Genomic DNA, 20,961 nt, shown 5'->3' with positions numbered 1-20,961 from the left:
ATTGTCGGGACGGCGCCGCCCATGGTTCAATGCGCTGGCCGGGCGGGCTGATCGTGGGCGTTCCTGTGTTCCCCTGCGCGAAGGAATCCCCATGAAACACTTTCGGACGGCGGCGCTGACCGCCGCCCTGGTCCTGCTGGCCACCGTCCTGATCGCGCCGCCGCAGGCGCAGGCCCACGGCGTGTCCATGTTCCCCGGCGCCCGCACCTTCCTGTGCTGGCAGGACGGCCTGCGCGAGAACGGCCAGATCCAGTCCTACAACCCGGCCTGCGCGGCGGCCGTCGCCCAGAGCGGCGCGACCCCGCTCTACAACTGGTTCGCCGTGCTGCGTTCCGACGGCGCCGGGCGCACCAGCGGCTTCATCCCCGACGGCCAGCTCTGCAGCGGCGGCACCGGCGGCCCCTACGACTTCACCGCCTACAACGCCGTCCGCTCCGACTGGCCGCAGACCCACCTGACCTCGGGCGCGACCATCCAGATGCGGCACAGCAACTGGGCCCAGCACCCCGGCACCTTCGTCTACTACGTCACCAAGAACGGCTGGAACCCCGACGGCCCGCTCAAGTGGTCGGACCTGGAGGCGTTCGGCAGCGTCACCAACCCGCCCGCCAGCGGCGGCCCCGGCGGGCTCAACTACTACTACTGGAACGCCCAGCTCCCCTCCGGCAAGACCGGGCGGCACATCATCTACACCCACTGGATCCGCTCCGACAGCAACGAGAACTTCTACAGCTGCTCCGACGTCGTCTTCGACGGCGGCAACGGCCAGGTCACCGGGGTCGGCCCCGGCGGCGGCACGCCCACGTCCACCCCGACGGTCACCCCCACGGTGACCCCGACGGTCACCCCGCCCCCCGGCGGCTGCACCGCCACCTGGAAGGCCACCGACACCGGCTGGGCCGGTCACTTCCAGGGCGAGGTGACGGTGAAGAACACCGGCACGGCGTCGCTGAACGGCTGGACGGTCAAGTGGACCTACTCCGGCGGCCAGGGCTTCGACGGCGCCCCCTGGAACGGCGTGCTGTCCGCCCAGCCGCCGAACGTCTCCGTCAGGAACGCCTCCTACAACGGCCAGCTCGCGCCGAACGCGTCCACCACGTTCGGCTTCAACGCCACGGGCTCGATCCCGAGCCCCGCACCTGCGCTGACCTGCACGAGCCCGTGACCGGATCACGTCGCGGGAAGATCGCGGCAGGCGTCGCCCTGGCCGGCCTGACGCTGGCCGGGGCGACGCTGTTCGCCGCCCACCAGGAGTCGGCGCGGCTCGACCAGGAGCTCGCCGCCCAGGTCACGCTGATCCTCGAACGGGCCACGCCGGAAGAGCACCACGACCACGGGCACGGGTTCGGGTCGCGGGTGGTGTGCGCGGTGGAGCCGTTCGGCACGGACCCGCCGGACGCCGCCGGCCTGGCCGAGGTGCGCTGGGTCTACGCCCGGCACCTGTGCGCGATCGTCGGCGAGAGCCGCGACTGGGCGATGTCCGTCCGGGCCTCGGGGCCCATCGCCGTCCGGCTGGGCGTGCCGCCGCAGGTCAAGGTGCCCGCCGCCGGGCCCGGATATCCGGAGCGGGTCCGGGCGCTGATCCCCGCTCGCTACCACGACGAGGCGTTCGCCGACTTCTCGGACGAGGCGGCCATCGACGCGGCCCGCGAGCGTTTCTCCCACGCCCAGGACCCGCGCTGACCGCTGCGCGAGGCCGGCGGGCGGCGCGAACGGACGCGGCCGGCTTGGGGGTTCGCCGGCCGCGTCCGCCCCATCCGGGCGGGATGGTGTCGCGGGCAGGATCAGTTGATCGGCCTCACCTCCTCCATCTCCGGCCGGCTCGTTCAGCCGGCGCAGGCGTAGCCGGACGGAACGGACGTGTCGCCGTCCGGACGACCGGCCTGGACCCCGAAACCGGTGGCGGCGCCGGGCGCGAGCGTGCCGTTGTAGCTCAGGTTCCGCGCAGTCACAGTCCGCCCGCTGACCGTCACCGCGGCGTTCCAGAAGCCGGTCACGGTGTGGCCGGCGGGCAGCGTGAACGTCACCGTCCAGCCGTTCCTGGCGGTCGTGCCGGTGTTGGTCACCGTGACGGGCTGCAGGACGTACCCGTTGCCCCACTGGCTCTGGACGGTCCCCGCGGCCGCGCAGCCGCCGTCGCCACCGCCGGCCAGGGTGGTGAAGGAGGCCGTGGGCGAGGCGGCCGACTGGTTGCCCGCCGCGTCCCTGGCCTTGACGTGCACCTGGTAGGCGGTCGAGGGCGACAGGCCGGTCAGGGTGATCGAGGCGGTGGCCGTCGCCCCGAGCGGGACGCCGGCCGAGGTGTAGACGTCGTAGCCGGTCACGCCCACGTTGTCGGTGGCGGCCGGCCAGGTCAGGGTGGCGCCGGACGAGGTGACGTTCGAGACCGCCGGGACGCCGGGGGCGCTCGGCGGCGTCGGGTCGGTGGCGCCGCCGCCGTAGACGGACGCCGGTCTGGCCGTGGCGGCGATGCCGTTGGCGCCGTTGAACAGCCGCTGCCCCCACGAGGTGAGCCGGGTGACGTCGAAGCCGGTGACCTGGTCGAGGTACTCCACGCCGCCGCCGTTGCCGCTCCACGACCAGCCCAGGTAGCCGAGGCCGCGGCTCACGGCCTGGGCCATGATCGTGTCCTCGTCGGGGTCGCCGTCGGAGTGGTTGAACCCGAACTCGCCGATGACCAGCGGCAGCCCGGCCGTCCGGAACGCGTCCAGGTAGGACGTGATCTCGGCGGCGGTGTCGTAGACGCCGTACATGTGCACCGAGAAGATCGTGTTCTTGTCGGGGTCGGCGGCGAGAACGGAGGCGGCGTTGTCCCGCATGACGTTCTGCCAGTCCTGGCCCCACGCGGGGGCGTCCACCATCAGCGCGTGGTGGATGCCGTTGGCGCGCAGCTTGGAGATCGCGGCCTTGGTGGCCTCGGCCCAGCCGGGCGTGGTGGCGTTGTTGCCGATCGGCTCGTTGCCGATGTTGACGACGACGTAGTCCTCCTGCCCGGCCAGGGCGCTCTTGACGCTGATCCAGTAGTCGGCGGCCTGGTCGAGCGTGTACGCGCCGCTCTGCTCGCCGTACCCGGTGGTGTCGTGGTCCTCCAGCACGCAGATGAGCTTGTTCTGCTTGCACAGGGAGACCACGCCGGCCACGTCGGAGGCGGAGTTGGCGCTCCACCGGCCGCCGCTGAGCACGACGCGCACGGTGTTGGCCTTCAGCGACTTGATGTCGGCGAACGCCTTGGTCTGGGACGGGTACCAGGTGTGGGCGTGGCTGGTGCCGCGCATCACGAACTCCTGGCCGTCGCCTTCCAGGATCTTCGTGCCGCTCACGTGGATGCCGGTGGCGGCCTGCGCCGCGGCGCCCGGCACGAGCAAGGAAGCGGCCACGAGCGCGGCGGCGAGCGCCGGCGCGGTGAACAGTGATCGCATGTGCTGCCTTTCCCTGGGCCGGTGGCTCCGCCCTCGCCCCCGCCCGGCGGCCGGGGCGAGGGCGGAGCCGGTGGGCCTCAGGCGGGGGTGCAGGTGAGGTCGGGGGTGGACGGGGTGCCGTTGGCGATGAAGCCGAACGTGGTCGTGGCCCCGGCGGCGAGCCCGCCGTTCCACGCCTCGTTCCTGACGGTCACGGACGAGCCGGTCTGGGTGAGCCTGCCGCCCCAGAGCTGGGTGATCTGGTTCGCGGACGTCCAGGCGGCCGTCCAGCCCGTGATGGCCGCCGAGCCGGCGTTCTTGACGGTCACCTCGGCCTGGTACGCGCCGCCCCAGGAGTTGGTGACCTTGAACGTGGCCGCGCAGCCGCCCTGGGGCGGGTCGGCGGTCGTGAACGACGTGCCGTCGGACGGCGTCGAGCTGTTGCCCGCCGCGTCCCTGGCCACCACCGAGACCGTGTACGCCGTGGCCGGGCTGAGCCCGGTCAGGTCGTACGAGGCGCCGGTGGCCGTGCCCGCCTTGGCGGACCCCAGGTAGACGTCGTAGCCGGTCACGCCCACGTCGTCCGTGGAGGCCGTCCAGGTGACCTTCGCGCCCGAGCCGGTGATGCCCGAGACGGAAGGTTTGCCGGGCTTGGTGGGGGCCGTCTCGTCCTCGGAGTCCGCGGTGGTGAACGTCGTCTCGTCCGAGGACGCCGAGGTGTTGCCGGCCGCGTCCCTGGCCACCACGTGGGCGGCGTAGGCCGTGGCAGGGGTGAGCCCGCTCAGGTCGAAGGAGGTGCCGGTCGCCGTGCCCGCCTTGGTGGACCCCAGGTAGACGTCGTAACCGGTCACGCCCACGTTGTCCGTGGAGGCCGTCCAGCTCAGCTTCGCCGCCGTGCCCGTGATCCCGGAGACCGCGGGCCTGCCCGGCTTGCTGGGCGGTGTCGTGTCCTGCTCCTGCGGACCCGGGGGCTCACCCCAGATCTTGGTGGCGCCGCTGTAGAGGGTGATGTTCTTCGTCTGCACAGGCGTCGCGCCCGGCGTGGCCGGGATGCCCTGGTACGACCAGTCGTCGGCCGGGTTCCAGGCGCCCGCGCTGGTGATCCTGAACTGCACCTCCCTGCGGTGCTGCGACTGCCCGGCCGGGGCGATGGCCTGCCCCGAGCAGTCGACGTCCACGTAGAGCACGCTCCCGCCGGCCGAGCCGAGCGTGGGGGCCTTGCACTGCGTGTAGGCCGACGACACGCTGATCTGCGAGGCGGTCGTCGAGCCGTCGAGGGTGAAGTAGTAGCGGAACGAGCCGTCCGACAGGACCCGGGCGGGCCAGGCCGACTGGTTGCGCACGATGGCCTTGATCTCGGTGAAGTTGGTGCCGGAGGCGTTCACGCCGGCCTCGACGAAGATCTCCGGGCCGTCCGGGGTCTCGGCGGGCGGGAAGTTCGCCGCGGGCGCTCCCCCGTACTCCTTGTAGAGCCGGGCCAGGGCGCTGGTGAAGCCGGCGTTGTAGTCGGTCGCGACCTCGTTCATGACGTAGTCGTCGCGCTTGTCGGCGTAGACGTCGTCGGGGTCGGGCGGGCCGCCGACCAGCGCGCCGTACAGCGTGTGGCGGCTGTTGACCGGGTTGGTGATCTGGTCGGTCCACGAGCCGTGCGCCGTGCGGTGGTGCGGGTTCTTCGGCGGGTTGGCCCCGAACCCGATCAGGTACGAGGAGTTGCGCGGATTGTCGCCGAGCGCGTAGTTGATCTGCCGGACCGCGAAGTCGTGGTAGCGGGCCTTGCGCGCCGGGTCGCTGATCGAGTCGCTGTGCACGAGCGCGACGAACGAGGTGTTGGCCGCGTACCGCAGCGACCCCCACCGGTCCAGCACGGCCTGGCCGCCCGGCGAGTACCTGACCTTGGAGCCGTTGACGCCGACCGTCCACCAGTCGAGCCAGCGGTCGGCGTCGTCCAGGTACTTCTGCTTGCCGGTGAGCTTGTGCAGCAGCACGTACGCGCCGTACGACTTGTCGTCCCAGGCGATCGTCCACTTGTACGACTTCGTCGTGGTCTGCGGTTCGTTGCCCAGGTTGTCGTAGCCGGCCTCGGCCTTGGCCAGGTAGGCGGCGTCGTTCGTGGCCCGGTAGAGCCAGATCGCCCCCCAGACCAGCTCGTCGTTGTAGCCGCTCCAGGAGTTGTAGTAGCCCTGGGCGTCGCTGATGCAGTCGCTGTACTTCTTCCTGACCGTGTCGGCGAAGGAGTAGAGCTGCTTGGCGTGCGTCACCAGCTTGTCGGCGTAGGCCGGATCGGTCGGGCGGAAGACGATCGAGGAGGCCGCCATCGCCGCCGCCGTCTCCCCCGCCAGGTCCGAGCCGCCGCAGGAGGCGTCGATCTTGTAGGCGGGCCGGTTCATCTGCATGGCCTCGGCCGGTCCCCACCAGGCGTGGTCGGTGCCGCCGTTGCCGACCTGCCCGTACAGCACGTTCGCCGACGGGTGGGCCTTGACGAAGTAGTCGTTGACGAACCTCAGGTTGTTCAGCAGGTGGGTGAGCTGGCCGGAGCCCGCGTAGGCGTCGCGGTACTCCACGCCGCCCCAGGCCAGCATCGTGGCCGAGAAGGCCATCGGGAAGCCGAACTTGACGTGGTCGCCCGCGTCGTACCAGCCTCCGGTCAGGTCCAGCCCGGCGTCCTTGCCGTCGTTCAGGCCCGAGTCGCCGCGCCAGGAGACGCGGTTCCAGGCGGGCAGGTCGCCCGACTGCTGGGCCTCGTAGAACCACAGCGACTTCTGCAGCGCCTCACCGTAGGCGAAGGCGGGCGCGGCCGCGTGGGCCACCGGCCCCACCCCTGCGAGCAGGGGCAGGACCAGCGACGCCGCGGCGATCATCGCCGCCTTTCTCACGGGAAGAGCCGCCCGTACTCGGCCAGGGCCACGGCCACGTCCACCTGCGCCCAGAAGCGGTGGTAGTTGAACGTCGGCGCCGGGCCGGTGCCCTGGAGGTAGGCGTTCACCTCGGGCCAGTCGGGGTCGTTCTTGTAGAACGACCTGATGGACATGAACGTCGAGCTGGAGTTGATCGTGTCGCCGTTCGGCATCTTGCCGGTCCAGCCCGGGGGCACGTAGACCGGGTCGTTCAGCCGCTTGTAGTCGGTCTTGGTCTCCGACACCGACACGCCCTTGGCGTCGCGGTTCTTCCACACGCCGTCCAGCAGCGCCTTGGCCATGGTCCTGGCCGCGGCGTTGTTCGCCTTGGCCGCGTAGTACATCAGGGCCTTGGCGTACGAGCCGGCCACGCCGACGTCGTTGGTGTAGTCGGCGACCGTCACGTGCAGGCCGGGGTTGGGCGGCGGCATGCCGTTCGGGTCGCTGAAGTCACCGGCGGGCTGGCCGGTCCACTTGAGCGTCGACGGCATCTGGTACGTGCCGTCCGCGTTGATCGTGGTGTTGGCCATCGCCCAGGTGACCCACTTGTCCAGCAGCGCCTTGGCGTCGGCGTTGCCCGAGGCGTAGTAGAGCTCGGCCACCCGCTCCATCGTCCACGCCTGGAACCCGAACCACTGGTTGGACGGCGGGTCGTGGTAGACGGGCTGCCAGTCGTAGGTCATGCCGTGGAACTTCGGCAGGCCGGTCGGCGGGGTGGCGTAGTGGCCCTCCCAGCTGTTGGTCGCGCCGCCCGCGATGGCGCCCTCGGCCGACTGCAGCCAGGTGTAGAACTGCAGCTGCCGGGTCAGGCTGGTGCTCCAGTCGGCCGCGCCGGTGCCGCTCTTGGGCTTCAGCTCGGCCACGTTGGCCAGCGCCCAGGCCGCGAGCGGGTTCTGGTAGCCGGAGTGGTTGTGGCTGGAGCCGATCCGCCAGGCCCAGCCCGCGCTGGTGTCGCTCGCGCCGCCCCAGGCGTAGTACCAGGACAGCAGGTAGTTGGAGGCGTCCTTGCCGGTGCCCGCGGCGCACGAGGTGCTGGTGCAGCCGGGCTTCTTGAAGTACTTGTCGTACATCGCGTACCGCAGGTAGTCGCCCATCTTGGCGGCCTTGGCGACCGACGCGGAGATCTGCGACTCCTTGCCCTGCTGCTTGGCCCACGTCTGCGCCCAGTACGCCGCCTGGACGGCCCGCGCGTCGGCGTCGGGCGCGTTGGTGTACTTCCACTGCTTGGCGTAGTTGCTGTCCTTGGTGAACAGGTCGAGGTAGCCGTTGGGGCCGCCGAACTTGAAGGTGTCGCAGGACGGCTGCGGGATGGTCTCGAAGACCGACTCCTCCGGGCCGCGCTGGTAGGTGTTGATGTAGGTGTTCTTGCTCGTGCCGTCGCCGCAGTGGCCGAAGCCGTAGGTGTTGTCGACGTCGAGCAGCCAGTGCATGCCGTAGACGTCACTCGTGTTGTACGCGCTCTTCAGCTCGTTGGCCAGCGGGTCGGAGCCCACGGACACCCCGGAGTCGAGCTGCGTCGGGTACTGCTTGATGTCGTTCCACTCACCGGCGTACGTGGCCGGCTTGGAGGGGTTGTAGAAGGAGTTCGTCGGCTGGTCGGCGGTCGAGGGGATGATGTACTTCTCCATCGAGGCCCACGCGTTGTTGAACTTCGCCCAGTCGCCGGTCACCTGCCCGTAGGTCGCCTCCAGCCACAGGTAGTAGCTGTAGGCCTCGGACGTGGTCTCGTGCCCGTGGTCGGGCGCCTCGACCATGAACGTCTCCACCGAGTGGTACGGCACGCCGTCGGGCGAGAAGTACCCGTTGGCCGGGTCGTGCAGCTCGTTGTACATCTCGACGAACCGCTTGACGTACTCGTTGTCGCCGCCGAGGTCGTCGTCCGCCTCGCTGGCGGTGACCTTGACCGGGGTGTAGCCGGTCGCGCTCACCGTGAACTCGGCGGTGCCGCTGGTGGTGTCGGCGTCGTCCGCCGCGGCCAGGGTGACGTTCTGGACGGTGTTCCAGTTGGCCGGGGTGAAGGTGAGCGAGCCGCCCGAGCCGACGGTCAGGTCGGCGTCGCCGCTGGTGCGGGCCGTGGTGACGGTCACGTTCGCGGCGGGGGCCTGCGAGAGCTTCACGCCGAAGCCCGCGGTGCCCTTCTCCGGCACGGAGATCGTGGTCGGGCTCACCACGAGGGCGGGCCCGGTGTTCTGCGAGACGGTGATCCCGACGGGGGCCGAGGTCGTGGTCGCGCCGCCGTTGTCGGTGGCCTTCGCGGTGATCGAGTAGCTGCCCGCGGCCACGTTCTGCCAGGTGTAGCCGTACGGCGCCGAGGTGTCGGTGCCGAGCAGCGTGGAGCCCTGGTAGAAGTCGACCTTGGCCACGGTGCCGTCGGCGTCGGCGGCGTTCGCGGCGATGGCCACGGTGGCCGGGGCGGTGTACGTCTGGCCGGCGGTGGGCGAGGTCAGCGCGACCGTGGGCGGGGTGTTGGCGCCGCCGCAGCTCACGCCGTTCACGGTGAACGAGGTCGGGCTCGGGTTGCTGCCCGTCCAGGTGCCGTTGAAGCCGAGCGTGGTCGAGGCGCCGGTGGCCAGGCTGCCGTTCCACGGCATGTTCGTCGCGGTGACGTGCGTGCCCGACTGCGTCCAGTTGGCGCTCCAGCCGGTGGGCGTGTACTTCTGGCCCGCGGTCGGGAAGTCGAAGCCGAGCGTCCACGAGGTGATCGGGTCGCCGGTGTTCTTCAGCGTCAGGTTGGCGGTGAACCCGCCCTGATCCGGGCCGCTCGTCCACTGGTTGGCGGTGTACGTCACGTCGCAGGCGACGGCGGCGTGCGCGGGCAGCGCCGCGAGGGTCGTGGTCGTGCCCGCCGCGAGCACGAGCGTCGTGGCTGCGGCGAGCCGCCTCGACAGGCGGGAAAGCCGGGAAGGAGGTCTGTGTTTCAAGGGATCTCCATGGGAGTAGGGGGTGTGGGAGCGCTCCCAAGGGGGATTGTGGGTGACCCGCGGCGTATGTCAACGGATCGCCCGTCCGCCGGCCCCCGCGTTTCCTCTCACCAGGCTGCCGATGATGAAAGTTTCATCCACGTTACGGGGCATTCGGCGAGCATGCGGCCCGGGAACGCCCGCCGCGGAGCCGCCCTCATTTACAGGGCCGGGAGGGCGTCTCACTATGGGAGCGCTCCCAGCCAACTGACGTTCTGGAGATGATCGCTAGTGAGACTCCACAGCGGCCCACGCCGATGGGCCGTGACCATGACCGCCGCGAGCGTCGCGGCCCTCGGGCTCGTCGTCGGCCAGACCACGGCCGCCAGCGCCGCGGTGAACTGCGACGTGACCTACTCCGCCAACTCGTGGACGAGCAGTCCCGGTCAGGGCGGTTTCACCGCGAACATCACGCTGAAGAACACCGGCGACCCGATCACCTCGTGGACGCTGGGCTTCGACTTCCCCGGCACCGGCCAGCAGTACACCCCGACCGGCTGGAGCGCCAACTGGACGCAGTCGGGCACGCACGTCACCGCGACGAACATGCCCTACAACGGCAGCCTGGCCACCGGCGCCTCCACCACCATGGGCTTCAACGGCACCTGGACGGGCAGCAACAACCCGCCCACCTCGTTCACCGTGAACGGCGTCACCTGCGGCGGCGTCACCCCCACCACCCCCGCGGTGGTCACCTCCGCCAGCTCGGTCGCGGTCAACGAGGGCGGCACCGCCACCTTCACCGCCAAGCTGTCCTCCGCCCCCTCCTCGAACGTCACCGTCACCACCCAGCGGACCAGCGGTGACAGCGACCTGACCGTCTCCGGCGGCGGCAGCCTCACCTTCACCCCCGCCAACTGGAACACCGCCCAGACGGTCACCCTGGCCGCCGCCCAGGACGCCGACACCACCGCGGGCACGGCGGCCTTCTCCGTCGGCGGCACCGGCGTCACCTCGGCCACCGTCAACGCCACCGAGGTGGACGACGACGCGGTCGTGGAGCAGGCGCTGCTCGTGACGCCCACGTCGGTGACCGTGCCCGAGGGCGGGACGGCGGCGTACACGGTCAAGCTGGCCGCGCAGCCGTCCGCGAACGTGACCGTCACCTCGACGGCGGGCAGCGGCGACGCCGACCTGACCGTCTCCGGCGGCGGCAGCCTCACCTTCACCACGGCCAACTGGAACACCGCCCAGACGGTGACCCTGGCCGCCGCCCAGGACGCCGACACCACCAACGGCACCCGTCCCTTCACGGTCGCCGCCACCGGCCTGACCAGCAAGACGGTCACCGCCACCGAGGCCGACGACGACGGCCAGCCGCCCACCGGCCACGTCGAGAACCCGTACGCCGGCGCGACCGGCTACGTGAACCCGCAGTGGAAGGCCAAGGCCGCGGCCGAGCCCGGCGGCGCCGCCGTCGCCAACACCTCCACCGCCGTGTGGCTGGACCGCATCGCGGCCATCGCCGGCTCCTCCTCGGCCATGGGCCTCCAGGCCCACCTGGACGAGGCCGTGGCCCAGGACGCGCTCAACGGCTCGGCCCCGCTGACCGTGCAGTTCGTCATCTACGACCTGCCCAACCGCGACTGCTCGGCGCTGGCCTCCAACGGCGAGCTGCTGATGGCCGAGAACGGCTTCAACCGCTACAAGGCCGAGTACATCGACGTGATCGCGAACATCCTGCGCGACCCCAAGTACGCCAACCTGCGCATCGTCACGATCATCGAGCCCGACTCGCTGCCCAACCTGATCACCAACATCAACAACTTCCCGAAGTGCGCCGAGGCGAACCAGGCCGGCGGCTACGTCGACGGCGTCCGGTACGCGCTCAACAAGCTGCACGCCATCACCAACGTCTACACCTACGTGGACGCCGCCCACCACGCCTGGCTCGGCTGGGACTCGAACTTCGGCCCCGCCGTGAACCTCTTCTACAACATGGCCGCGGGCACCACGGCCGGCGTGGACAGCGTGGACGGCTTCATCGTCAACACCGCCAACTACTCCGCCACCAAGGAGCCGTACTTCACGATCAACACCATGGTGAACGGCCAGACCGTGCGCCAGTCCAAGTGGGTCGACTGGAACTACTACGTGGACGAGTCCACCTTCGCCGCCGCGCTGCGCACCGCGCTGGTCAACAAGGGCTTCAAGTCCGGGCTCGGCATGCTGGTCGACACCTCGCGCAACGGCTGGGGCGGCACCGCCCGTCCGGGCGGCGCGAGCACCTCGACGGACGTGAACACCTTCGTCAACCAGTCACGCATCGACCGGCGCATCCACGCCGGCAACTGGTGCAACCAGAGCGGCGCGGGCCTCGGCGCCCGGCCGACGGCCAGCCCCGAGGCCGGCTTCGACGCCTACGTCTGGATCAAGCCGCCGGGCGAGTCCGACGGCGCCAGCACCGACATCCCGAACGACGAGGGCAAGAAGTTCGACCGGATGTGCGACCCGACCTACACCGGCAACAACCTCAACGGCAACAACATGTCGGGCGCCCTCGGCGGCGCCCCGCTGTCCGGCCAGTGGTTCTCCGCCCAGTTCCAGGAGCTGGTCAGGAACGCCTACCCGCCGGTCAGCTAGCTCACCGAGCCGGCCGGGGGCTCCGGGGCCCCCGGCCACCGACCGAGGGGCCCGCCTGACCCGGGCCCCTCGTCCGGCGAAGGGGCCCGGGCCGGCACCCGGGCCCCTTCCCCCTCGCCCGGCGCGCGGGAAGGGGCCCGAACGCCGGTCACCGGCTCTGGCGCCACTCCGACACGACGCGATCGACGTCGAAGGGCATCAGGTTGAGCGGCGGCCCCGGCAGGCCCTTCCTGATCGCCTCGCGGATCTTCTCGTTGACCTCTTCGAGGATCTGCCGCACCTCGGTCTCGGACCGGGCCCCGCGGGCCTGCCGCAGCGCCTCCTCGGCCTCCTTGCGCAGCGCCAGCGTCGGGGGCAGCGGCATGGACAGCCCCTCGCTCTCCAGCTTCTGCTTGATCCACCACATCTCGTCGTGCCGCCGGTCGAGGCCGGGCAGCGGCTTGCCCGCGCCCGGCAGGTCGTCGAACTCCCCACGCTCGGCCGCCTCGCGGATCTGACGGTCGATCCAGCTCTCGAACGGCATGCCCGCCGGCTTGCGGTCGGTCACGGACGCGGCTCCTCTCACGCCAGGTTGTGGCTCGGCGCGACCGGCCCGCGCCAGCCGAGCACGGCCTCGGTCATGCGCACGGACGCGACCGTCGCGGCCACGTCGTGCACCCGCAGGATCCGGGCGCCCTTGAGGATGGAGACGACGTTCGCGGCGATCGTCCCCTCCTTGCGCTCGCCCTGCGGGCGGTCGATGGTCTCGCCGATGAAGTCCTTGTTCGACAGCGCGACCAGGGTGGGATAACCGATGGCGGTGATCTCCTCCAGCCGCCGGGTCAGCTCCAGGGAGTGGAAGGTGTTCTTGTTCAGGTCGTGGCCCGGGTCGATGATGATCCGGTCGGGGGCGATGCCCGCCTTGAGCGCGAAGGCGACCCGCTCCCGCAGGAAGCCGGCGACCTCGGCCACGACGTCGTCGTAGCTCGGGCGGAAGACCCTGCGGCCGGGGCCGCCGAGGCTGTGGGTGACGACCACGCTGGCGCCGGTCTCGGCCGCGACCTCGGCCAGGCCGGGCTCGCGCAGGCCGTTGGTGTCGTTGATGACGTCGGCGCCGGCCTCGACGGCCGCCCTGGCGACCTCGGGGCGGTGGGTGTCGACCGAGATGACGGCGTCGGTGGCGGCCCTGACCTTGGCGATCACCGGGACCACGCGCTCGATCTCCTCCTCGACGCCGATCGCGGCCTGGGCGGCGCTGAAGGCGAACCCGCCGATGTCCACCCAGTCGGCGCCCTCCTCGACGGCCCGCGCGCAGGCCGCGACCGCGCGGTCGAGCTCGTAGGTGCGCCCCTGGTCGTGGAAGGAGTTGGGGGTCCTGTTGACGATGGCCATGATGGCGATCTGGCGTTCGAAATCGAACTCCCGCCGCCCGATGCGGCGGACCGGGGAGATGATCTCGGGGGGATTGTTTCCGCCGCTCACGTAGTGGCCCCTTCCGTCTCCTGCCGAGCCTACCCGGGGCCGTGGCAGGGCGGTCGGGCGCGCCCGCGCTCAGACCTGGAACCTCCCGGACGGCCCGCCGCCGCCGGTGACCCGGATCCGTTTCATGGACCCCGGGGAGACGGACGCGTGCGGCAGGCGCATGGTGAGCCGGACCGTGGTGCCGTCCGGGCCGGTGCGGACGTCCACGACGTCGCACAGCCGCCGGATCAGGTAGATGCCGCGGCCGGTGTAGGAGAGGCTGGACGGCCGGACGTCCCCGTCGAGGTACGGCTGCGGGATGCCCGTCCCCTGGTCCGTCGTCTCCGCGCGGATGACGCCGTCGACCGTCCACAACGTCAGGTGCCCGCGCCCGCCCGCGTGCTCCACGGCGTTGACCACGCTCTCGTGCACGGCGAGCACGAAGTCGTCGAGCCGGCCGTCGCGCAGCCCGCTGCTCTCCGCCTGCTCGGCGACCGCGCGGCGCAGCTTGGTGACGTCGTGGAGGGTGAAGACCTGGGTCAGGAGAAGGGCCATGGCGCTCTTTCGTGTCGTCACGACACGCAGGCCACGCCTCTGGACCTTGCGTAGAGAACCGTCCCCTTCCCCGGCCGGGCGGTCTTACACCTCCGGATCACGGGTGGGCCCCGACCCCCGTGGCCAGCTCCTTGACCCGGCGCAGCGGGCCGCCGTCGGGGGCGAGCGGCGGGGTCTCCATGCCGGCGCCGTCGTGCAGGCCGTCCAGCAGCTCGCGCATGGCGTCCCAGGAGGAGTACCGCGGCCGCCAGCCCAGCACGTCCCTGGCCTTGTCGGTCTTCATGACGGGGATGCGCAGGGCCAGTTCGAGCAGGCCGGGCGAGGCGGGCACCAGCCGCAGGTGCCAGCCGGCCGACATCAGCGTCCTGGCCAGCCAGGGCGTGACCGGTATCGTCCGGGTGCCGAGGAGCTTGGCCAGGTCCGCGGGGTCGAGCACGGGCTCGGCGGCCAGGTTGAAGGCCCCCGACACCGTCCTGGTCACGGCCAGCCGGTACGCCTCGGCCGCGTCGTCGGCGTGCAGCACCTGGAGCCGCAGTCCGGGCACGTCGGGCACGAACGGGATGCGTCCGGGCCGGATCAGCCGGCGCGGCAGGAACGGCCCGGCGAACAGGCGGCGCTGCTCGGTGGCCGCCGCCCGCTGGAAGATGAACCCCGGCCGCATCCGCACCACGCGGATCGCCGGGTGGTCGTGCTCGAAGACGTCGAGCACCCGCTCGACGTACGCCTTCTCCCGGCCGTACGCGGCCCCCGGCCAGCCGTGCGTGGGCCAGCTCTCGTCCACCGGCCGGTCCTTGGGGCCGGGCGAGTACGCGCCGACCGAGGAGGCGTGCACCAGCGCGGGCACCCCGGCCTCGGCCACCGCGCGGAAGACCCGCATGCTGCCCAGGACGTTCGCCCGCCAGGTCACGGCCGGGTCCCTGGTGGGCTGGAACAGCCACGCGAGGTGCACGACGGCGTCGGCGCCCTCGAAGATGCGGGACAGGTCGCCGGTGGCGACGTCGGCCTGCCGCCACTCGGTGCGGTCGATGCGCCATCCCGGCAGCCGGCGGGCCACGCCCACGATCGACGTCACGTTGTCATCCGCGGCGAGCGCGCGTACGACGCTCGTGCCGACATTGCCGGTAGCCCCGACCACCACGACTCTCATGACCGCACCGCTGCCCGCGCTCTGAAGGGTGAAACCCCTGGTCAGGGCTGTAGCAGGATCTTTATCGCGCCGTTCGCCTTCTTCTGGAACATCTCGTACGCCTGCGGCGCCTCCTCCAGCCGCATGCGGTGGGTGGTCAGGTCCATGACGCCGAGCGGGTCGGAGTCGTCGGTGACCAGGGGCATGAGCCGGTTGATCCACCGCCGCACGTGGGCCTGGCCCATCCGCAGCGTGACGCCCTTGTCGAACATGCGCAGCATCGGCATCGGGTCGGTCATGCCGCCGTAGACGCCGATGACGGAGATGACGCCGCCCCGGCGGACGGTGTCGATGGCCTGGTTGAGCGCGGCCAGCCGGTCGACGCCCGCGTGGGACATCAGCGGCGCGGCCAGCGCGTCGGGCAGCAGCCCGGTGAGCGTCTGGGCGATCTTGGCGGCCGGCGAGCCGTGCGCCTCCATGCCGACGGCGTCGATCACCGAGTCGGTGCCGCGCCCCGAGGTGAGCTCGCGGATGGCGCCGGGCACGTCGGAGGTCTCGCTGCCGTCCACGACCTCGATGCCGTGGCGGCGGGCCATCTCCAGGCGTTCGGTGACGCCGTCCACGCCGATCACGCGGTGGCCGAGGTGGCGGGCGATGCGGGCGCACATCTGGCCGATGGGGCCGAGGCCGAAGACGGTGACGCTGCCGCCGTCCGGGATCTCCGCGTAGTCCACGGCCTGCCAGGCGGTCGGCAGCACGTCGGACAGGAACAGGAAACGCTCGTCCGGCGGGCCCTCGGGCACTTTGATCGGGCCGAACTGGGCCTCGGGCACGCGCAGGAACTCGGCCTGGCCGCCGGGCACCTGGCCGTACAGCCTGGTGTAGCCGAACAGCGCGGCGCCCATGCCCTGCTCCTTGACCTGCGTGGTCTCGCACTGCGCGTACAGCTCCAGGCCGCACATGTGGCAGTGGCCGCAGGAGATGTTGAACGGGATGACGACGCGGTCGCCTGGCCTGATGTCCGTGACGGCGGCTCCGACGGCCTCGACGACGCCCATGGGCTCGTGGCCGAGGATGTCGCCCTCGGCCATGAAGGGCCCGAGCACCTCGTACAGGTGCAGGTCGGAGCCGCAGATGCCGGAGCTGGTCACCCTGATCACCGCGTCGTTGGGCTCCTTGATGGCCGGGTCGGGGACCTCCTCGACCCGTACGTCCCGCTTGCCGTGCCAGGTGACGGCCTTCATGACGCCTCCAGGTGGGATTCGGACGGCACAAATCCCGCATACCCCCACATAGAGGTCCAAACGGTTTACCCCATAACACCGTGATAGGGGTGTTTTGAGACGACCACTCCTCGTATTCGGGCTCGTACCGTGCAGACACCCCCCTGTACGCGAGGAGACGTGCACATGCTCCCCAGGAAAACCGTGACGGCGGGCATCGCGATCGCCGTCACCATGATCAGCGTCCCGGCCCTGGCCTTCTCGGCCAAGGGCGCCACGGCCCAGGACGAGACCCCCTACTCCATCGCCCGCACCCAGGCCGAAGCCGTCGCCGACCCCCCGCAGGGCCTGGTCGACGCCATGAGCCGGGACCTCGGCATCACCGGCGGGCAGGCCGAGGCCCGCCTGGTCAACGAGGCCGCCGCGGCCGCCCTCGAACCCACCCTGCGCGCCCGGTTAGGCGCCTCCTACGCCGGTTCCTGGGTGACCGGCCCCACCTCCACCCCGATCACCGCCACCACCGACCCGGCGCAGGTGGCCGCCATCGCCGCGGCCGGTGTGCAGGCCCGCGTGGTGACCCGCTCGCTGAGCAGCCTCGACGGGGTCAAGGCCCGGCTCGACGCCGCGTCGGCCAAGGCCCCGAAGAGCGCCCCCGTCTGGTACGTGGACGTCGTCAACAACACCGTCGTCGTCCTCAGCTCCAACCCCGCCAAGGCCGCCGCCTGGGTGAAGGCCAGCGGCGCGGACGCCTCCGCCGTCCAGGTCGTGCGCTCGGCCGAGAAGCCGACGCTGTTCTACGACGTCCGCGGCGGCGACGCCTACTACATCGGCTCCGGCACCCGCTGCTCCGTCGGCTTCTCGGTGACCAAGGCCGGCTCGCAGGGCGGCTTCGTCAGCGCCGGCCACTGCGGCACCGCCGGGTCCAGCACGTCCGGCTCCAACCGGGTCGCCATGGGCGCCTTCCGCGGCTCGTCCTTCCCGGGCAACGACTACTCCTGGGTCGAGGTCAACTCCCAGTGGACCCCGACCGGCGTGGTGTACGGCTACAGCGCCGGCATCCTGCCCGTACGCGGCTCGACCGTGGCCCAGGTGGGCTCGGCCGTCTGCCGCGCCGGATCGACCACCGGCTACCACTGCGGCTCGGTCCAGCAGCTCAACACCAGCGTCACCTACCAGGAGGGCACCGTCTCCGGCGTGACACGGACCAACGTCTGCGCCGAGCCCGGCGACTCCGGCGGCTCGTTCATCTCCGGCGACCAGGCCCAGGGCGTGACGTCGGGCGGCTCGGGCAACTGCAGCTCCGGCGGCACGACGTACTTCCAGCCGGTCAACGAGATCCTGTCCGCCTACGGCCTGACCCTCGCCACCCAGGGCGGCGGCCCCGGCCCGACCAGCACGCCGACCGTCACCCCGACCGACAACCCGGGCGGCACGTGGGCCGCGGGCACGACGTACGCGGCCGGCGCGACGGTGACGTACGGCGGCTCGACCTACCGCTGCCTCCAGGGGCACACCGCCCAGCCCGGCTGGGAGCCCCCGAACGTGCCGGCCCTCTGGCAGCGCGTCTGACCCCCTAGACGTCCAGGGCGGAGATACCCCCTCACGACCTGGACCGCGCGGCCGGGCGATGTCCCACTCCTCCGTCAGGGACATCGCCCGGCCCATGCGCTTCCAGCGACCCTCAGGACGCCTCCGCGGCCGGCCGCAGGGCCTCCTGCGTCTCCACGATGGCCGACTCGGGGACGGCGCGGACCGCCTCGCCCCTGACGACGATGCGCGTCGCCCCCACCGGCACGGACCCCACCATCACCTGGCTGGACGCCCTGCGCGCCCGATGCCGCACCGGCACTCCGAGATCTACAGCGGCCACCTGTCCAGCTCCCGTCGAACGGTGTGCGCGATGCCCTGACCGGTGAGCCCGGCCTCGGCCAGCAGCCCGGCCCGGCTCCCGTGCGCGACGAACTCGCGCGGCAGGCCGAGGTTGACGATGTGCTGCCGGGGCCCGCACTCGTGCCGGAGCAGGGCGCCGGCCCCGCAGGCGGCCAGGCCGTCCTCGACGGTCACCACCAGCCGGGCGGCGCCGGCCGGCCCGCGCAGACCGTCCGGGACCGGGATCACCCAGCGGGGGTCGACCACGGTCACGCCGATCCCGGCGGCCGACAACATGGCCGCCGCGCCCAGGCACGGCCCGGCCATCGGCCCGACCGCCACCAGCAGCACGTCGGGACCGCCCGCGAACAGCACGTCGACGTCGCCGGCCCGCCCCACCCGCGGAAGCTCGGGACCGGCGGCCGCCTTGGGGAAGCGCAGCGCGGTGGGCCCGGGGTGCTCGACCGCCTCCTCCAGCAGCTCGCACAGCCGGCGGGCGTCGCGCGGCGCGGCCACCCGCATGCCGGGCACCATGGCCAGCGCCGCCAGGTCCCACATGCCGTGGTGGCTGGCCCCGTCGGGGCCGGTGAGCCCGGCCCGGTCGAGCACGAGCGTCACCGGCAGCCGGTGCAGGGCGACGTCCATCAGCACCTGGTCGAGGGCGCGCCCGAGGAACGTCGCGTAGACGGCGACCACGGGGTGCAGGCCCGCCATGGCCATGCCCGCCGCCGAGGCCAGCGCCTGCTGCTCGGCGATGCCGACGTCGAACATGCGGCCGGGGAAGCGCCGCCCGAAGCGGGCCAGCCCGGTCGGCCCCGGCATCGCGGCGGTGACGGCCACCAGGTCGTCGCGGCGCTCGCCGAGCACGCACAGGTGGCGGGCGAACGCGTCGGTCCAGGTGGCGGCGCCGGCCGTGAGCGGGCGGCCGGTGGCCGGGTCGGTGGCCGGGATCGCGTGCAGGTGCTCGTCGTGGTCGCGCTCGGCCGGGTCGTAGCCGCGGCCCTTGCGGGTGACGCAGTGGACCACGACGGGGGCGCGCAGCTCGCGGGCGGCGCGCAGGGCGGCTTCGAGCGCGGCGATGTCGTGGCCGTCGACCGGGCCCAGGTAGCGCAGGCCGAGCTGCTCGAAGACGGTCACGTCGACGGCCGTGCGCAGGCGGGCGAGGTGGTCGGCGACGCCGCCGTGGGTGGGGGCGTAGGAGCGGCCGTTGTCGTTGAGCACGACGACGACCGGCCGGTGGCGGGCGGCGCCCAGGTTGTTGAGCGCCTCCCAGGCCATCCCGCCGGTGAGCGCGCCGTCGCCGACCACGGCGACCACCGCCCGATCGGCGTCGCCGGTCAGCAGGCGCGCCTTGGCCAGGCCGTCGGCGTAGGCGAGCGCGGTGGAGGCGTGGGAGTTGTCGACGTGGTCGTGCACGGACTCCTCCCGGCTCGGGTACCCGCTGAGGCCGCCGCGGCAGCGCAGGGCGTCGAAGGAGGCGCGCCGCCCGGTCAGGATCTTGTGGACGTACGCCTGGTGCCCGGTGTCGAAGACGATGGCGTCGCCGGGCGAGTCGAAGACGCGGTGGAGGGCGATCGTGAGCTCGACGACGCCGAGGTTGGAGCCGAGGTGCCCGCCGCGGGCGCTCACCTTCTCGACCAGGAAGTCGCGGATCTCGCGGGCCAGGCCCGGCAGCAGCTCAGCGGGCAGGGCGCGCAGGTCTTGGGGACTGGAAACGTACGGCAACAGGGTCGTCATGACATCCCCTGACGGTGTTGCGGTGAGCCAAAAGATTAGTTGAAAGGCCCAAGACACTTTACACGCTCTGTATTCAAGTAGTAACTATTGGTAGTGCGTCCCGACCAGAAGGAGCCGAGCGGATGCCGGTGAGCTTCACTCAGCACTACCTCGGATCGCGGATCGAGCGACGCCTCGCCGACTTCCTGGAGACGTGGCGGGCGCCCGTCTCCGATCCCGACGTGCAGACGGCCTATCGGCTGCTGACCGAGTTCATCCTCGGCGGCGGCAAGCGCATCCGTCCCCTGCTGTGCTACTGGGGCTGGCGGGGCGCGGGCGGCGCCGACTGCGAGGAGATCGTCAGCGCCGCGGCGGCCCTGGAGCTGTGCCACGCCGGGCTGCTCATCCACGACGACATCATGGACGGCAGCGAGCTGCGCCGGGGCCGGGCGACCATCCACCGCAACCTCGCCGACCTCCACAAGGGCCCGTCGGCGGAGGCGTTCGGTCACGCGGGCGGCATCCTGCTCGGCACGCTGAGCCTGGCCTGGTCCGACACCCTGCTGTCGTCGTGCGGCGTGGAGCCCGTCCGCCTGCGCGCCGCCCACCACCTCTTCGACGCCATGCGCACCGAGGTCATCAGCGGCCAGTACCTCGACATCCTCGCCCAGCTCCGCGCCGGCGCGAGCGTGCCGGAGGCGCTCACGGTGATCCGCTACAAGACGGCCAAGTACACCGTCGAGCGGCCGTTGCAGATCGGCGGCGCCCTGGCCGGCGCCTCACCCGAGCTGCTCGACGCCTTCTCCCGGTTCGGCGTGCCGCTCGGCGAGGCGTTCCAGCTCCGCGACGACGTGCTGGGCACGTTCGGCTCGGCGGCCGAGACCGGCAAGTCCGCGCTCGACGACCTGCGCGAAGGCAAGCACACGGTGCTGATCGCGCACGCCGTGACGCACGCCTCGCCCGCGCAGCTCGGCTACCTGCGCGCCTGGCACGGCAACCCGGATCTCACCGAGGAGCGGGCCGCCGGGCTGCGCACCATCCTCATCGACACCGGCGCGCTCGACCAGGTCGAGTCGATGATCGACGAACGCGTGGGCGAGGCCACGGCCGCCCTGGTCCGGGCGCCGATCGGGCCCGAGGCCGGCAGCGCGCTGTCCGTCCTGGCCGACCAGCTCGCGCACCGTACCAAGTAGGGGG

The 20,961-nt window shown here is 71.8% G+C and carries 15 protein-coding genes; 5 read left to right on the top strand and 10 right to left on the bottom strand.

Features of this window, described 5'->3' with window-relative positions; translation table 11 throughout:
• Positions 1 to 91: 91 nt before the first annotated feature.
• Positions 92 to 1,165, top strand: coding sequence for a lytic polysaccharide monooxygenase (locus tag ACIBST_RS38990; RefSeq protein ID WP_397178574.1), 1,074 nt, complete (start codon positions 92 to 94; stop codon positions 1,163 to 1,165).
• Positions 1,162 to 1,683, top strand: coding sequence for a hypothetical protein (locus ACIBST_RS38985; protein WP_397178573.1), 522 nt, complete (start codon positions 1,162 to 1,164; stop codon positions 1,681 to 1,683). The genes ACIBST_RS38990 and ACIBST_RS38985 overlap by 4 nt, the downstream gene beginning before the upstream one ends.
• A 143-nt stretch (positions 1,684 to 1,826) precedes the next feature.
• On the opposite strand, the gene ACIBST_RS38980 is transcribed toward ACIBST_RS38985, so the two are convergent.
• The 3 genes from ACIBST_RS38980 to ACIBST_RS38970 all read right to left on the bottom strand — a co-directional run bounded on the left by ACIBST_RS38980 (position 1,827) and on the right by ACIBST_RS38970 (position 9,213).
• Entirely contained in the window at positions 1,827 to 3,419 is a 1,593-nt protein-coding gene (locus ACIBST_RS38980) for a cellulase family glycosylhydrolase (protein WP_397178572.1), read from the bottom strand.
• Positions 3,420 to 3,496: 77 nt separating this feature from the next.
• The gene (locus tag ACIBST_RS38975) at positions 3,497 to 6,256 is read right to left on the bottom strand and encodes a glycoside hydrolase family 9 protein (protein ID WP_397178571.1); all 2,760 of its coding nucleotides are present in this window, start codon (positions 6,254 to 6,256) and stop codon (positions 3,497 to 3,499) included.
• Between the two features lie 11 nt (positions 6,257 to 6,267).
• Positions 6,268 to 9,213: a glycoside hydrolase family 48 protein gene (locus ACIBST_RS38970; RefSeq protein WP_397178570.1), complete on the bottom strand. Its 2,946-nt coding sequence runs from the start codon at positions 9,211 to 9,213 to the stop codon at positions 6,268 to 6,270.
• 309 nt (positions 9,214 to 9,522) lie between these two features.
• On the opposite strand from ACIBST_RS38970, the gene ACIBST_RS38965 reads away from it, so the two are divergent.
• Complete coding sequence (locus ACIBST_RS38965) at positions 9,523 to 11,835, top strand: glycoside hydrolase family 6 protein (RefSeq protein ID WP_397178569.1); 2,313 nt, start codon at positions 9,523 to 9,525, stop codon at positions 11,833 to 11,835.
• Between the two features lie 148 nt (positions 11,836 to 11,983).
• Here the strand turns inward: ACIBST_RS38965 and ACIBST_RS38960 are convergent, their stop codons facing one another.
• The 5 genes from ACIBST_RS38960 to ACIBST_RS38940 form a co-directional block, all read right to left on the bottom strand.
• The gene (locus ACIBST_RS38960; protein ID WP_397178568.1) at positions 11,984 to 12,382 is read right to left on the bottom strand and encodes a DUF1992 domain-containing protein; all 399 of its coding nucleotides are present in this window, start codon (positions 12,380 to 12,382) and stop codon (positions 11,984 to 11,986) included.
• A 14-nt stretch (positions 12,383 to 12,396) separates the two neighbouring features.
• On the bottom strand, positions 12,397 to 13,296 hold the full coding sequence (folP, locus tag ACIBST_RS38955; protein WP_397178567.1) for a dihydropteroate synthase: 900 nt from the start codon (positions 13,294 to 13,296) through the stop codon (positions 12,397 to 12,399).
• 69 nt (positions 13,297 to 13,365) lie between these two features.
• Positions 13,366 to 13,830 carry an ATP-binding protein gene (locus ACIBST_RS38950; RefSeq protein WP_397178566.1) on the bottom strand — a complete coding sequence of 155 codons (465 nt, stop codon included), beginning with the start codon at positions 13,828 to 13,830 and terminating at the stop codon, positions 13,366 to 13,368.
• Positions 13,831 to 13,927: 97 nt separating this feature from the next.
• Positions 13,928 to 14,977 carry an NAD-dependent epimerase/dehydratase family protein gene (locus ACIBST_RS38945; RefSeq protein ID WP_397178565.1) on the bottom strand — a complete coding sequence of 350 codons (1,050 nt, stop codon included), beginning with the start codon at positions 14,975 to 14,977 and terminating at the stop codon, positions 13,928 to 13,930.
• A gap of 41 nt (positions 14,978 to 15,018) precedes the next feature.
• The gene (locus ACIBST_RS38940; protein WP_397178564.1) at positions 15,019 to 16,200 is read right to left on the bottom strand and encodes a zinc-dependent alcohol dehydrogenase; all 1,182 of its coding nucleotides are present in this window, start codon (positions 16,198 to 16,200) and stop codon (positions 15,019 to 15,021) included.
• A gap of 165 nt (positions 16,201 to 16,365) precedes the next feature.
• Here ACIBST_RS38940 and ACIBST_RS38935 point away from each other — a divergent pair, with 165 nt between their 5' ends.
• A complete protein-coding gene (locus ACIBST_RS38935; protein ID WP_397178563.1) occupies positions 16,366 to 17,748 on the top strand; it encodes a carbohydrate-binding protein in 1,383 nt (460 codons plus the stop codon).
• A gap of 112 nt (positions 17,749 to 17,860) precedes the next feature.
• On the opposite strand, the gene ACIBST_RS38930 is transcribed toward ACIBST_RS38935, so the two are convergent.
• Both ACIBST_RS38930 and ACIBST_RS38925 read right to left on the bottom strand, forming a co-directional pair.
• The gene (locus tag ACIBST_RS38930; RefSeq protein WP_397178562.1) at positions 17,861 to 18,049 is read right to left on the bottom strand and encodes a hypothetical protein; all 189 of its coding nucleotides are present in this window, start codon (positions 18,047 to 18,049) and stop codon (positions 17,861 to 17,863) included.
• Positions 18,037 to 19,785 carry a 1-deoxy-D-xylulose-5-phosphate synthase gene (locus ACIBST_RS38925; RefSeq protein WP_397178561.1) on the bottom strand — a complete coding sequence of 583 codons (1,749 nt, stop codon included), beginning with the start codon at positions 19,783 to 19,785 and terminating at the stop codon, positions 18,037 to 18,039. The genes ACIBST_RS38930 and ACIBST_RS38925 overlap by 13 nt, the downstream gene beginning before the upstream one ends.
• A gap of 128 nt (positions 19,786 to 19,913) precedes the next feature.
• Between ACIBST_RS38925 and ACIBST_RS38920 the strand changes: the two genes are divergently transcribed.
• On the top strand, positions 19,914 to 20,957 hold the full coding sequence (locus tag ACIBST_RS38920) for a polyprenyl synthetase family protein (protein WP_397178560.1): 1,044 nt from the start codon (positions 19,914 to 19,916) through the stop codon (positions 20,955 to 20,957).
• The last annotated feature ends 4 nt before the right edge of the window (positions 20,958 to 20,961 follow it).

The sequence above is a fragment of the Nonomuraea sp. NPDC049684 genome, from assembly GCF_044465345.1.
Taxonomy (GTDB): Bacteria; Actinomycetota; Actinomycetes; order Streptosporangiales; family Streptosporangiaceae; genus Nonomuraea.
Note: the sequence above shows the minus strand (reverse complement) of the source record. Positions and strands in the feature narration are given on the sequence as shown.

Bases quoted from the DNA above. Each gene is read 5' to 3' on its own strand.
- ACIBST_RS38990 (WP_397178574.1), top strand. From the start codon at position 92: ATGAAACACTTTCGGACGGCGGCGCTGACCGCCGCCCTGGTCCTGCTG.
- ACIBST_RS38980 (WP_397178572.1), bottom strand. From the start codon at position 3,419: ATGCGATCACTGTTCACCGCGCCGGCGCTCGCCGCCGCGCTCGTGGCC.
- ACIBST_RS38975 (WP_397178571.1), bottom strand. From the start codon at position 6,256: ATGATCGCCGCGGCGTCGCTGGTCCTGCCCCTGCTCGCAGGGGTGGGG.
- ACIBST_RS38965 (WP_397178569.1), top strand. From the start codon at position 9,523: ATGACCGCCGCGAGCGTCGCGGCCCTCGGGCTCGTCGTCGGCCAGACC.
- ACIBST_RS38950 (WP_397178566.1), bottom strand. From the start codon at position 13,830: ATGGCCCTTCTCCTGACCCAGGTCTTCACCCTCCACGACGTCACCAAG.
- ACIBST_RS38945 (WP_397178565.1), bottom strand. From the start codon at position 14,977: ATGAGAGTCGTGGTGGTCGGGGCTACCGGCAATGTCGGCACGAGCGTC.
- ACIBST_RS38940 (WP_397178564.1), bottom strand. From the start codon at position 16,200: ATGAAGGCCGTCACCTGGCACGGCAAGCGGGACGTACGGGTCGAGGAG.
- ACIBST_RS38935 (WP_397178563.1), top strand. From the start codon at position 16,366: ATGCTCCCCAGGAAAACCGTGACGGCGGGCATCGCGATCGCCGTCACC.
- ACIBST_RS38925 (WP_397178561.1), bottom strand. From the start codon at position 19,785: ATGACGACCCTGTTGCCGTACGTTTCCAGTCCCCAAGACCTGCGCGCC.